This window comes from Staphylococcus sp. GDB20D11A, from assembly GCF_016893255.1.
Classification (GTDB): domain Bacteria; phylum Bacillota; class Bacilli; order Staphylococcales; family Staphylococcaceae; genus Staphylococcus; species Staphylococcus aureus.
Genome location: NZ_JAFEPJ010000017.1, coordinates 198,885 through 212,695 on the forward strand (window position 1 = coordinate 198,885; position 13,811 = coordinate 212,695).

The 13,811-nt window shown below is 33.4% G+C and carries 13 protein-coding genes and 1 pseudogene; 2 read left to right on the plus strand and 12 right to left on the minus strand.

Annotation, left to right across the window (positions count from 1 at the left end; all coding sequences use genetic code 11):
• Positions 1-186 precede the first annotated feature (186 nt).
• Both JV528_RS10395 and JV528_RS10400 read right to left on the minus strand, forming a co-directional pair.
• Positions 187-1,254: an NAD(P)H-dependent flavin oxidoreductase gene (locus JV528_RS10395; RefSeq protein ID WP_000267243.1), complete on the minus strand. Its 1,068-nt coding sequence runs from the start codon at positions 1,252-1,254 to the stop codon at positions 187-189.
• Positions 1,255-1,267: 13 nt separating this feature from the next.
• Positions 1,268-2,308, minus strand: a complete 1,041-nt coding sequence (locus JV528_RS10400; RefSeq protein WP_000582326.1) for a hemolysin family protein — start codon at positions 2,306-2,308, stop codon at positions 1,268-1,270.
• 364 nt (positions 2,309-2,672) lie between these two features.
• Between JV528_RS10400 and JV528_RS10405 the strand changes: the two genes are divergently transcribed.
• On the plus strand, positions 2,673-2,987 hold the full coding sequence (locus JV528_RS10405; RefSeq protein WP_000274024.1) for a hypothetical protein: 315 nt from the start codon (positions 2,673-2,675) through the stop codon (positions 2,985-2,987).
• Between the two features lie 5 nt (positions 2,988-2,992).
• Here the strand turns inward: JV528_RS10405 and JV528_RS10410 are convergent.
• The 6 genes and pseudogenes from JV528_RS10410 to sufC form a co-directional block, all read right to left on the minus strand.
• Positions 2,993-3,132 (minus strand): annotated as a pseudogene (locus tag JV528_RS10410) (hypothetical protein).
• A gap of 183 nt (positions 3,133-3,315) precedes the next feature.
• Complete coding sequence (sufB, locus tag JV528_RS10415; RefSeq protein WP_001074405.1) at positions 3,316-4,713, minus strand: Fe-S cluster assembly protein SufB; 1,398 nt, start codon at positions 4,711-4,713, stop codon at positions 3,316-3,318.
• Between the two features lie 150 nt (positions 4,714-4,863).
• On the minus strand, positions 4,864-5,328 hold the full coding sequence (gene sufU / locus JV528_RS10420; protein ID WP_001010508.1) for a Fe-S cluster assembly sulfur transfer protein SufU: 465 nt from the start codon (positions 5,326-5,328) through the stop codon (positions 4,864-4,866).
• The gene (locus JV528_RS10425) at positions 5,318-6,568 is read right to left on the minus strand and encodes a cysteine desulfurase (protein WP_204177183.1); all 1,251 of its coding nucleotides are present in this window, start codon (positions 6,566-6,568) and stop codon (positions 5,318-5,320) included. Before JV528_RS10425 ends, sufU begins: the two co-directional genes overlap by 11 nt.
• Positions 6,569-6,673: 105 nt before the next feature.
• A complete protein-coding gene (sufD, locus tag JV528_RS10430) occupies positions 6,674-7,981 on the minus strand; it encodes a Fe-S cluster assembly protein SufD (RefSeq protein WP_065316539.1) in 1,308 nt (435 codons plus the stop codon).
• 97 nt (positions 7,982-8,078) lie between these two features.
• Complete coding sequence (sufC, locus tag JV528_RS10435; protein WP_000168845.1) at positions 8,079-8,840, minus strand: Fe-S cluster assembly ATPase SufC; 762 nt, start codon at positions 8,838-8,840, stop codon at positions 8,079-8,081.
• A 328-nt stretch (positions 8,841-9,168) separates the two neighbouring features.
• Here sufC and popT point away from each other — a divergent pair, with 328 nt between their 5' ends.
• Positions 9,169-10,020: a polyprenyl-phosphate transporter PopT gene (popT, locus tag JV528_RS10440; RefSeq protein WP_001183851.1), complete on the plus strand. Its 852-nt coding sequence runs from the start codon at positions 9,169-9,171 to the stop codon at positions 10,018-10,020.
• Positions 10,021-10,253: 233 nt separating this feature from the next.
• Here popT and JV528_RS10445 read toward each other — a convergent pair whose 3' ends face one another.
• The 4 genes from JV528_RS10445 to JV528_RS10460 all read right to left on the minus strand — a co-directional run bounded on the left by JV528_RS10445 (position 10,254) and on the right by JV528_RS10460 (position 13,808).
• Positions 10,254-10,448, minus strand: coding sequence for a CsbD family protein (locus JV528_RS10445; RefSeq protein WP_000752917.1), 195 nt, complete (start codon positions 10,446-10,448; stop codon positions 10,254-10,256).
• Positions 10,449-11,255: 807 nt separating this feature from the next.
• Positions 11,256-12,077, minus strand: a complete 822-nt coding sequence (locus JV528_RS10450) for a MetQ/NlpA family ABC transporter substrate-binding protein (RefSeq protein WP_000732331.1) — start codon at positions 12,075-12,077, stop codon at positions 11,256-11,258.
• A gap of 17 nt (positions 12,078-12,094) precedes the next feature.
• The gene (locus JV528_RS10455; RefSeq protein WP_000520233.1) at positions 12,095-12,790 is read right to left on the minus strand and encodes a methionine ABC transporter permease; all 696 of its coding nucleotides are present in this window, start codon (positions 12,788-12,790) and stop codon (positions 12,095-12,097) included.
• Positions 12,783-13,808: a methionine ABC transporter ATP-binding protein gene (locus tag JV528_RS10460; RefSeq protein WP_000571213.1), complete on the minus strand. Its 1,026-nt coding sequence runs from the start codon at positions 13,806-13,808 to the stop codon at positions 12,783-12,785. Before JV528_RS10460 ends, JV528_RS10455 begins: the two co-directional genes overlap by 8 nt.
• Between the last annotated feature and the right edge of the window lie 3 nt (positions 13,809-13,811).

The window sequence follows — 13,811 nt, forward strand, 5'->3', positions numbered from 1 at the left end:
TTCGTTTGACTATAATCATTTCAGTGATCTTTAGCTTGATGATTTCGTTTAATTATAATCATTTCAGCGAACTTTAGTTTGATGTTTTCGTTTGACTAGATTGGTAAAATAGAAACGCAATCCACAAAAATGGCAAGCACTAAAATAATGTTTGGGGGTGCTTGTGCTTTTGTGGATTGCGGTCGATTATTTATATTGCATGATTTGATTAATTTGATTGATTATATTGGACATGATGGTGTTGGCGGGATGCGTTGTTGCTAGTCGCGGGCTTTGTCCACTCCACATATGTGTTAACTCTTTGTCGCCGATGTTTGCTGCGGCTTTTCTTATGCTACTTGTTAGCTCATTTTGTATTGGATAATCTGGGATGTCGCCTTCGTATTGGGACATTTCTTCGATAAACCTATTGTTGATACCGCGTGCAAGCTTTCCACTAAACGCTTTTGTAACGACTGTATCTGTTTCTTTACTATTTATAATTGCGTCTCGCAGTAGTTCTGATGCATTACTATCTTGTGATGTTAAAAATGCGGTGCCCATTTGTACCCCTTCTGCACCTAAGACAATACTTGCCAAAACTCCTCTACCGTCCATAATTCCACCAGCGGCAATGACCGGAATTGAAACGACATCTACAATTTGTGGCACTAAAGATATTGTTCCAACCATAGGTAATTGATTTTTAGGTTTTAAAAATGAACCACGATGTCCACCTGCTTCACTACCTTGAGCAACGATAGCATCCATACCCGCTTTTTCATTCGCAATAGCTTCATCAACACTTGTTGCTGTACCTATTAGCTTAATGTTTGCTTCTTTCAATCTTTTTATAATAGATTCATTTGGAATTCCAAAAGTAAAACAACATACAGGCACTTGCTTTTTAATTATCGTATCAATATGACACTTAAATTGTTGTTCTTCGGTAATTTTTACAACCGGCTCTTCTAAATGTAATGCGCGTCGATAAGGTTTTAACCATGCATTCATATTTTCAATTTGACTACTGGTATATGATTGTTGACTTGGTACAAAGACATTTACACCAAAAGAATTTGACGTTAATTGGCGTACATAATCTATTTCGTCTTCTAATTGCTGCGTATTAAAGTAACCTGCGCCTATTGTGCCTAATCCACCACTGTTACTTACTGATGCAACTAATTTCGGTGTCGTACTTCCTGCCATACCTGCTTGTATAATTGGATATTCAATACTTAACATTTGAGTAAGTCGATTCTTATTCCACATAGCTGTTCGCTCCTTATATAGATACGTTGCGATTTTTCCGTTGTTGAAATTGAATTTGCTGTTGAGAAAGTTTTTCTTTTTCCTTTTTATCCATCTCATCTTCAATTTCCATACCTAATAATTCTTCAATTAAGTCTTCATGTGACACTATCGCTTCAGTACCACCAAATTCGTCCAACACAATTGCTAAATGTTTTCTAGAAATAGTCATCTTACGTAATACCCATTCAGCTTTATTGTGTTCATTCACAAATAATGGCTTAGCTGAATAGTTTGTAATTTGATCTTCTTTTTTATTACTCCAAGCCAACAGATATTTAGAATGAAACACCCCAATAATGTTATCAATATCTCCCTCGTACACTGGATATCTAGTGTATGGCTTATTCATAACCGTTTCATAAACTTCTTCGTATGTCGCATTTGAAGCAAATGCCGTCACATTAATTCTAGGTGTTGTATCAACATCTTTTACTTTTAAATTTTCAAAATTAATGACACCTTCCAACCTACTCGTCTCAATTTCATTTAAAGCACCTTCATGTCCAGCAATTGCTAACATTGTTTTAAATTCTTCTTTTGAAAATTGATGTTCTTGAGGTTGACCCTTAGATAAACTTCGATTAATACTGTCCGTCAACTTATTTAAAAGTAGTGTGATAGGACGGAACACAATTACACAAATATTAATAATTGGATATACAAGCCTTGTTATTTTATCTGGAAATGTTGCAGCGACAGACTTGGGGATCACTTCGGAAATCAAAATGATAACAACTGTTAAAACAGCTGATGCAATACCAACGCTAATCCCCCAACGTAAAGCCATAATTGTAACAAGTGTTGGTAATAAAATATTCGCAACATTATTCCCAATTAGAATCGTTGTAATAAACTCACTTGGTTTTTCAAGTAACTTTACAATGCCTTTTGCTTTTTTATCACCTTTGTCAGCTTCAGTTTTAAATTTTGTTTTATTAGCAGCCGTTAATGCCGTCTCGCTTCCTGAAAAGAAAAACGAAATAAATATCAATATAATTATGGCAATGATCACGCGTGTAGTCTCCTTATTGTCATATCTTATTTTTATTGTAGTTACTTAATTCCCGACGTTCTCGTTTAATAAACCAGTTAAAATTCATTATATATAATAGACTTAATAATGATAATTAATATGCATTTTTAATCATAGTTACTTTAATGCATTCATTAGTAAAATGATGCTATAGTTCGACCTGATTGTTACGAATAAATTTACATAATGAAAAATTTCAACAAATTCAGTTTATGACATAGTTGTAATGATTTGAAACCGTTATAATGATAACAACAAGTTTCTCATAAATTTATTCTAATTATCTTTTAAATATCTTTAGACAAGTACTTGTTTATATTCAAATATAGAAAGAAGGATTAACATGTATTTTGTTTTAGCAATATTTACAATCATTAGCGCCAGTGTAAGTTTAGGTTATTCATTTCAAGCATGTGCATCTAGCCATAATATAAATGCATATTATGCACTTAGTCGAAGCTTACCTTTATTTTTATTAGCTATTTTTTCTTTAGTCATTCATAGTGCTATATTTTTGATAACTATATCCATTGCAATGATTTTAGTTCAATTTTTAGATGCGATTGTTGGTTATAAAAGTAAAGATGTCTTTAAAACTTACGGTCCATTAGCAACATCTGTAGTGAACTTAATATTATTAATAGTTTTCTTATTTTAACTCACTTATACAACGAATCTTAATAGAACTAATATCGAATTATCTTTAAAGAATATTTGATGTAGTTTTCAATTAATTTAATAAAGACCAGCACTCTAATGCCACAATCATGTTGTGTTTGTGTTGTCGCTTTATCCACCATCAATGATTATTTTTTACACAAATCAAAAATCGGACTGATAAATAAGTACAAAGCTTATCTATCAATCCGATTTAGTTATAAAACAAAAAAAGCCACAGTAATGTGGCTTTTTGTTATATTCGGTATCAAAATGGTATCAATAGTCATTTCCGGAAGTCAAGAATAGCTTAACATCGCGGTTTAAAGCTATCCAATACTACCTTCCATTTCGAACTTGATTAAACGGTTCATTTCGACCGCGTATTCCATTGGAAGTTCTTTTGTAAATGGTTCGATGAATCCCATAACAATCATTTCTGTCGCTTCTTCTTCAGAAATACCACGACTCATTAGATAGAATAATTGTTCTTCAGAAACTTTTGAAACCTTCGCTTCATGTTCTAATGATATTTGATCGTTGAATACTTCGTTATATGGAATTGTATCTGATGTTGATTCGTTATCTAAGATTAATGTATCACACTCAATATTTGAACGAGCGCCTTTTGCTTTACGTCCAAAATGTACAATACCACGATAAATAACTTTACCACCATTTTTAGAAATAGATTTAGAAACAATCGTTGAAGATGTATTTGGCGCTTTATGAATCATTTTAGCACCGGCATCTTGAACTTGTCCTTTACCAGCAAATGCAATAGATAATGTACTACCTTTTGCACCTTCACCTAAAAGAACACAGTTTGGATATTTCATCGTTAACTTAGAACCTAAGTTACCATCTACCCATTCCATATTTCCGTTTTCATAAACAAAAGTACGTTTCGTAACTAAATTGTATACATTGTTCGCCCAGTTTTGAATCGTAGTATAACGAACGTGCGCATCTTTATGCACAATGATTTCCACAACAGCAGAGTGTAAAGAACTAGTTGTATAAACTGGTGCAGTACAACCTTCTACGTAATGTACAGAAGCACCTTCATCAGCAATGATTAATGTACGTTCAAATTGACCCATGTTCTCAGAGTTAATACGGAAATAAGCTTGTAGTGGCGTATCTAGTTTGATATTTTTAGGTACATAAATGAACGAACCACCTGACCATACTGCTGAGTTTAACGCCGCAAATTTGTTATCTGCTGCAGGTACTACAGAAGCAAAGTATTTTTTGAATAATTCTTCATTTTCTTGTAAAGCACTATCTGTATCTTTAAAGATAATACCTTTTTCTTCAAGTTCTTTTTCCATATTATGGTAAACAACTTCAGATTCATATTGAGCAGAAACTCCAGCTAAATATTTTTGTTCAGCTTCAGGAATTCCTAATTTATCGAAAGTTCTTTTAATTTCTTCTGGCACTTCATCCCATGAACGTTCAGCTTGTTCTGAAGGCTTTACATAGTAAGTAATGTCATCGAAATTCAATTCTGATAAGTCGCCACCCCATTGAGGCATTGGCATTTTATAAAACAATTTTAATGATTTAAGACGGAAATCTAACATCCATTCCGGCTCATTTTTCATGTTAGAAATTTCTCTAACGATATTCTCAGTTAAACCACGTTCTGATCTGAAAATGGACACATCATCGTCGTGGAATCCATATTTATAATCCCCAACATCAGGTGCTTTTTTAGCCATTTCAATCACTCCTTAAAAATATATTTACAACGGCGTGCGTAAGTTTTTAATTCATGATGTAAACCATATTATAACAATGACATGACATCTTATAAAAATTTTTATACTTTTATATGTCTAATATCAAAATCATCTATGATTAACAGCATTCTATTCTTCTTCAGTCGTACCTTCTGCTTTACCTTCTTTAGCAACAGTACCTTTTTCCAATGCTTTCCAAGCTAATGTGGCACATTTAATACGAGCTGGGAATTGAGATACACCTTGCAATGCTTCAATATCTCCCATTTCTTCTGTAATCACATAGTCTTCACCAAGCATCATTTTCGTAAATTCTTGGCTCATTTGCATTGCTTCTCCAAGTGAATGACCTTTAACAGCTTGTGTCATCATCGATGCACTTGCCATTGAAATCGAACAACCTTCACCTTCAAACTTAGCATCTTTTATAATGCCGTCTTCTATATCAAATGTTAGTCGTATACGGTCACCGCATGTCGGGTTATTCATATCTACTGTCATAGACCCGTTATCTAATACACCTTTATTTCTAGGATTTTTATAATGATCCATAATGACAGATCTATATAATTGATCTAGATTATTAAAATTCATAAGAGAAAAACTCCTTCGTTTGTTTCAAGGCATTTATTAACTGATCAATGTCTTCTTTCGTGTTGTATATATAAAAACTCGCTCTAGCTGTTGAAGACACATTTAACCATTTCATTAACGGTTGCGCACAATGATGCCCAGCTCTAACCGCTACACCTTCTGTATCTACGGCTGTAGCAACATCGTGTGGATGTACATCTTGTAAATTAAACGTTATTACACCTGCACGACGATCCTTTGGCGGGCCATAAATTTCAATTCCTTCAATTGCAGACATTTGCTCATAAGCATATATCGTTAATTCTTGTTCATATTTATGAATTGCATCAAAACCTATGCGTTCTAAATATCGAATAGCTTCTGCAAGCCCAATTGCTTGAGCAATTAATGGAGTACCCGCCTCAAATTTAGTAGGTAAATCAGCCCATGTTGCATCATACTTACTTACAAAATCAATCATGTCGCCACCGAACTCAATCGGTTCCATTTTTTGTAGTAACTCATGTTTACCAAATAATACGCCAATACCTGTTGGTCCAAGCATTTTATGTCCACTAAAACTATAAAAATCAGCATTCATTTCTTGCATATCAAGTTTCATATGTGGTGCTGCTTGCGCCCCATCAACACTGATAATTGCACCATGTTGATGAGCTATTTCTGCAATGGTTTTAACATCATTAATTGTACCGAGTACATTAGAAATATGTGCAATAGCAACGATCTTTGTTTTATCATTAATCGTTTGCTTAATATCTTCGATGTTTAATTCCCCGTCAGCTGTCATTGGTATAAATTTCAATGTCGCATTTTTACGCTTTGCTAACTGTTGCCAAGGAACAATATTGGCATGATGTTCCATTTCAGTGACAACAATTTCATCGCCCTCTTCAACATTTGCATCACCATAGCTATGTGCTACAAGGTTAATCGATGCAGTTGTTCCGCGTGTGAAAATGATTTCTTCAAAATACTTCGCATTAATAAAACGACGAACGGTTTCACGAGCATTTTCATAACCATCAGTTGCCAATGATCCTAATGTATGAACACCACGATGAACGTTTGAATTATAACGCTTGTAGTAATCCTCTAAAACATTTAACACTTGCACAGGCGTTTGACTTGTCGCTGTTGAATCAAGATATGCTAAACGTTTGCCATTGACCTTTTGATCTAATATCGGAAAATCCTTGATTACTTCATTAACGTCAAATGAGTGTTCGGCCACTTCATTCACGACCTTTCTTAAATAAAAATCCTAATCATTTAAATACTGACGTTGTATTAGTCTTATACCAATATCGACAGTCTATATCTATTACAAACTTTTATTTTCAAAATATTATTTAGAAACTTTGCGTTCAATTACTTCTCTCAATTGACGTTTAACGTCTTCGATAGGTAATTCACGTACTACTGGATCTAAGAAACCATGTATAACAAGACGTTCCGCTTCTCTTTGAGAAATACCACGACTCATTAAATAGTAAAGTTGATCTGGATCAACACGACCTACTGATGCAGCATGACCAGCTTGTACATCATCTTCATCAATTAATAAAATAGGATTCGCGTCACCACGAGCATGTTCGGATAACATTAATACACGTGATTCCTGATTAGCAATTGATTTAGTTCCACCATGCTTAATGTAGCCGATACCATTAAATACAGATGATGCATGTTCTTTCATAACACCATGTTTAAGGATATAACCATCTGTTTCTTTACCATATTGTACGATTTTAGATGTTAGATTAATTTTTTGTTCGCCTGTACCTACAACTACTGATTTAAGTGAACTTGTTGAACGATCACCAAATAAATTTGTTGTATTATCAATAATTTGGCTACCCTCATTCATTAAACCTAGTGCCCAATTAATTGAGGCATCCGCTTCAGTAATACCACGTCGAATGATATGACCTGTAAAGCCTTTATCCATATAGTCTACTGAGCCATATGTGATATTTGAATTTGCACCAGCAATCACTTCAGAAATAATATTTAATTGATTTCCTTCACCAGATGCATTTGATAGGTAATTTTCAACATATGTGACTTCGGCGCTTTCTTCAGTAACGATGATGACATGGTTATAAAAGCTTGCATTTTCGTCGTCGTGCAACACAACGTATTGTACTGGATGTTCTACAACTACATTTTTAGGAACATAAACAAATACGCCACCATTAACTAATGCCGTGTGTAGCGCTGTGATACGATGTTCATCTACTGTTACTGCATCTTTCATAAAGTACTTTTGTACTAAATCACTATGATTCATAAGAGCGTCTGCTAAACCTTCAACGATAACGCCATCTTTCGATGCATTATCATCAACTTGTGTGTACGCAATCGTATTATTATGTTGAATTACTAAGTTTTTAGAATGATTTACGTCAATAATTTCTCTTACTGACTCAGGTAATTGTGATAAAGATTGATAAACATCACCTTTTACATCGTGTTGTTTAAAAGAATCAAAATCCCATTTTCTTAATTTTGTTTTATCAGGTTTTGGCATTTCTAAAGTTTCTGTTAATTTCAAAGCTTTTTTACGTAATTCTGTCATCCAAGAAGGTTCATTGTGGGCTTTAGAATAATCAACAAGTTGTTCTTCAGAAATGTTCAAAATATCAGTTGTCATAACTTTTTCCTCCTACTTGATGAAATTTACTATTTCGTATAAATGTTCATTTTCATCATATATAGATGAACATCTCATGGATACTGTATTAATAAGATTATTCAGCTGAACCGAACTCTTCTTTAACCCATTCATATCCTTCTTCTTCAAGACGTTTTGCTAATTCTGGACCACCAGATTTAACGACTTTACCAGCATACATTACATGTACTTTATCAGGAGTAATGTAATTTAATAATCGTTGGTAGTGTGTGATCATTAATGCACCAAAGTTTTCCCCACGCATTTGGTTAATACCTTTAGATACAACTTTTAATGCATCGATGTCTAACCCTGAATCGATTTCATCTAAGATTGCAAACTTAGGTTCTAACATCATTAATTGTAAGATTTCGTTACGTTTCTTCTCTCCACCTGAGAAACCTTCATTTAAATAACGTTGTGCCATGTCTTTATCTATGTCTAGAAAATCCATATTTTTATCTAATTTCTTAATAAATTGCATTAAGTTGATTTCTTGTCCTTCTTCACGTTTCGCATTGATAGCTGAACGCATGAAATCAGCATTTGTAACACCTGTAATTTCTGATGGATATTGCATTGCCAAGAATAATCCTGCTTTTGCTCTTTCATCAACTTCTAATTCTAAAATATTTACACCGTCTAAAAGTACTTCTCCTTTAGTTACTTCATAGCTTGGGTGTCCCATAATTGCAGATGATAAAGTTGATTTACCTGTCCCGTTTGGTCCCATAATCGCATGTATTTCATCAGTGTTAATTGTCAAGTTAACACCTTTTAAGATTTCTTTATCCTCAATAGACACATGTAGGTCTTTGATTTCTAATGTTGATGCCATTTTATATTCCCTCCGTAAAATATAAAGTTTTCTTAACTAGTTTATAATAATTTTAATTTGTAGTCAAAAAGACTTTGTAATAATGCGTTCAGTTAATTATAACTTACTTATACCTTAATATAAACAACTTAAACCCTTTTTATTATTTTTAATAACTCTAAAGTACAACTCTAATCCGCTCTCTTTTAAAAATATAAATGATAATAAGTAGACATAATTTCTCAATGGATTTTATGAATTTAAAATATGTTATCATTTCACTAGGACATTTGTAATATGGTATGATGCTATTTATGATTTTATTCCAATCGTTTGAAAGGAGTTATTCATGCAACAATTTAAATGGATTAATATTCTCAAAGGTTTTGCTATGGGAACGAGTGACTTGGTACCTGGTGTTAGCGGTGGGACTATCGCATTATTGTTAGGTATATACAATCAATTTATCGCTTCAATTAGCGGCATATTCTCACGACGTTTTTGGCCAAGTTTTACATTTTTAATCCCCATTATAATTGGAATGTTACTGGCAATGGGATCACTAAGTAATCTTTTTAATTATTTATTAAGCCAACACCATATTCCAACTATGTTTTTCTTTGGTGGATTAATCATTGGTATCGTTCCATATTTATTGAAAATTTCTAACTATAAAACGTCATTTACAACTAAACATTACATGATGGTTATAGCTGGTATCGCTATCTTAATTGTTATTACATTAATGAATAATGGCGATAAACATGCTGGAGAAACACTTACTCTATCAACTGGTCTTATTATTAAATACTTTATTGCAGGTATGTGTGCATCTAGTGCTATGTTACTCCCAGGTATTTCAGGGTCATTTATGTTATTAGTATTTGGCGTCTATGGCACAGTCATGCTAGCCATATCTGAAGTTGTTAAACTTAACTTTGCCGGTCTTCCTATATTACTTGCAGTCGGATTTGGCGTGCTTGCTGGATTCATTATTTCAAGCAAAATTATCCAGTATTTCCTAACACATCATAAACTAATGACTTTTGCGTTAATCATTGGTTTTGTTGTTGGCTCCCTCTTTGCAGTATTTCCAGGTTTACCAACTAATATCGTGATGTGGTTCGTTTCATTAGTAGTATTTATCATCGGTTTTATTGTAAGTTTGACTTTAGGTCGAATTACCGCTGAAAATGAATAATCATTTTAGGGGTGATAAAATATATTCAGTATCTCGTTAATCATATGCAATATATGTCTCGTTTTGTATACATATTATTGGATATCATTAGCGAGTTTTTATTTAGTTTTTTTCTAACATTAAAATAATTATTAATAAATTTTGGTATCCACTTTTTTAATACAAAAAACCACCTAGCCGATGGTTATACCGACTAAGTGGCATGTGCAGTGTATTAGGAATAAAAAGTAAAATTACTCGCCTTTGTTACCTTTTACTTTATCAATAAAATCAGTTGCTTTTTCTTTTGCATTTTCAACGAATTCTTTCGCTTTACCAGAAGCTTTATCTTCTTTACCTTCGTTTTCTAAATTTTTATTATCAGTAACATTACCTACTGTTTCTTTAACATTACCTTTAGCTTGTTCAAATTTACTTTCGTCTGCCATAATAAATGCCTCCTCGGAATAATTAAATGTTATATATAATACTTACCCACTGAAAAATTATCTAAACATTTTACTTAAATAATTTTTGATATTGATTTGACGTCATTTTATAACTAGCGAAATAGATTCATCATTAACTTGAGGGAGTGCGACTGAAATAATAAAGAATCACTATTGATTTATTATGTAATGGTTCTTGGGAGTGGGACAGAAATGATATTTTCGCAAAATTTATTTCGTCGTCACACCCCAACTTCCATTGTCTGTAGAAATTGGGAATCCAATTTCTCTATGTTGGGGCCCCGCCAACTTGCACATTATTGTATGCTGCCTTTCCGCCAGCTACTATGTTGGGGCCTCGCCCCCCAACTTGCATTGTTTGTAGAATTTCTTTTCGAAATCCTCTATGTTGGGGCCCCGCAATTATTGTATGCTGGCTTTCCATCAGCTTCTGTATTGGGCCCAACCCCAACTCGCACTGCCTGTAGAATTTCTTTTCGAAATCCTCTATGTTGGGGCCCCGCAATTATTGTAAAAAGGTTGTTACAATCGTATTTTCATTCAATCAACTACTGCTTATATAATATTGTAAAGCTTTGGACATTGATTGAAGTCACAGAATCATATAGGCTTTCACTTAATACATAATGACTTGATAATCATTTATATATAGTTATCCATCTCTTATCATATTAAATCTTCCACATTTCATATTGATTCTAATTTAAAAAAACTCCCATCAAAGTTTGCATTTTTTCAATGTCTACTTTGATGGGAGCATATCAGTCAATGAGCTCTAATTAATAATTATTTAGCAGGAATAACTGCACCGTTGTATTTTTCATTAATAAAGTCTTGAATATCTTTAGATTGTAATACTTCAATTAATGCTTTGATTTTCTTATCATCTTGATGTCCTTCTTTAACAGCAATTAAGTTTGCATAAGGATTATCTTTCGCACTTTCTACAGCAATAGAATCTTTTTTAGGATTTAGTTTTTGTTCGATTGCAAAGTTTGAATTAATGATAACAGCATCAGCGTCTTCATTTTGATAAATTTTAGGTAAGAATTCTGCTGATTGTTTATTATTAAACTTAATATCTTTTTTATTCTCTGTAATATCACTAAACTTAGCATCTTCAATTTTTACGCCTTTTTTGATTTTAATCAAACCTGCATCAACGAAGAATTTTAAGAAACGTCCTTGTTCAGCTGGATTATTAGACACATAGACTGTTGCACCTTTTGGTAATTCTTTTAAACTTTTATACTTTTTAGAGTACACAGCCATAGGTTCTAAGTGAACATCACCGGCACTTACGATTTTGTAACCTTTATCCTTTTTCTCTGTGTTTAAATATGGTGTGTGTTGGAAATAGTTTGCGTCAATTTCACCTTTGTCTAGTAATTTATTAGGCGTAGTGTAATCGTTAATTGTTTTAATATCTAGTTCATAACCTTTTTTCTCTAATAATGGTTTTGCTTTTTCTAAAATTTCAGCATGTGGTGCTGGTGAAGCACCTACTGTTATTTTCTTGTCGTCACCGCCACTTTTGCTTCCATTACCGCAAGCTGCTAATACAACTGCAAATGTTAATACTAAAATAAGACCAAATAATTTTTTCATAAAATGAAACCCCCAATTTATCGTTTATCAAGTTTATTTGTAAGCCAATCCCCAATGAATTGGATTATAAATACAATAATTAAAATAAAAACTGTTGATACTAAAATGACATCATTTTGATTTCGAGTGAAACCTGTTAAGTATGCTAAATTTCCTAAACCACCGGCACCAATTACACCTGCAACTGCCGTTGAACCAACTAAAGCGATTGCTGTAACTGTAATGCCAGACACTAGCGCTGGCATGGCTTCAGGTAAGAGGACTTTACGAATTACTGTCCAAGTATTAGCACCCATTGACCAGGCCGCTTCGATGACACCTTTATCAATTTCTTTAAAAGCAATTTCTACGAGCCTTGCATAAAACGGCGCTGCACCAATGATCAAGGCTGGTAACGCACCTGTCGGACCACTTATCGTTCCAAGTATCAAACTTGTAAATGGTATTAATAATAAAATTAAAATAATAAATGGTATCGCTCTAAATAAGTTAACAATGAAAGAAACGATAGAATAAAATAACCTTGCACCGATAGACTTACCTTTAGCAGACAAGAATAATAACACACCTAAAATAAGACCGAGTATAAATGCAAATATAGTTGAGACGACTGTCATGTATAGTGTTTCGACTATTGCAGTCCAAACTTCTGGCCACTGAATATTAGGCATTGTAATCATTTCATTTATAATTTCACTAAATGATTTACCCATGTCTTAACACCTCCATTTTAACTTGTCGCTCAATTAACTCTTTTTCGAATTTTCCGAAATCTACACTTGAAATATATGGAATATGCAGAACTAAAAAGCCGACTGTTCCATTTTTGGTATTTTTAATATTTGCTTCTAAAATATTAATTTTAATATCATAGGCAGTTGATAGACTCGATACAATAGGCTCGGTTGTTGTTGAACCAGCGAAAACTAATCTAACGATATAAGCATCTTTTTCTAATGGCTCTAATTCTGTTAAAGATGTTTCGAAATCATCATTTAAATCTTCTTTCACAAATCGTTTTGTCACAGTGTGTTGCGGATTTTCAAAAACCTGTGTCACCGGTCCATGTTCTATCACTTTACCACTTTCCATAACTGCAACTTCATCACAAATACGACGAATGACATGCATTTCATGCGTAATTAGTACAATTGTTAAATTTTGTTGTTCTCTAATTTTTAGTAGTAGATCTAAAATTTCATCTGTTGTTTGCGGATCAAGTGCACTTGTTGCCTCATCACAAAGCAAGACCGTTGGATCATTAGCTAACGCTCGTGCAATCCCAACACGTTGCTTTTGTCCACCTGATAACTCTGATGGATAAGCCTTTTCTCTACCTTTTAAACCGACGAGTTCGACAAGTTCTAATGCTTTTTGCTTTGCTCTCCTTCTAGGGACACCTGCTATTTCAAGCGGAAACATAATATTTTTTAGCACAGTCCTTGACCATAACAAATTAAAATGTTGGAAGATCATACTTACTTTTTGTCTTTTTGCTCTTAATCCATTTTTGGACAATTGGCCTATATGGTCTCCATCTATAATAACCTCACCTGATGTAGGCGCTTCTAAATGATTAAACATTCGAATCAAAGTACTTTTTCCTGCTCCAGAAAAACCAATGACGCCATAAATCGATCCTGCTCGAATCGATAAATTAACGTGATCTACAGCAAGGACTTCTTTATTTTTAGTCCGATATTCTTTAACAACTTCTTTTAATTCAATCACGTT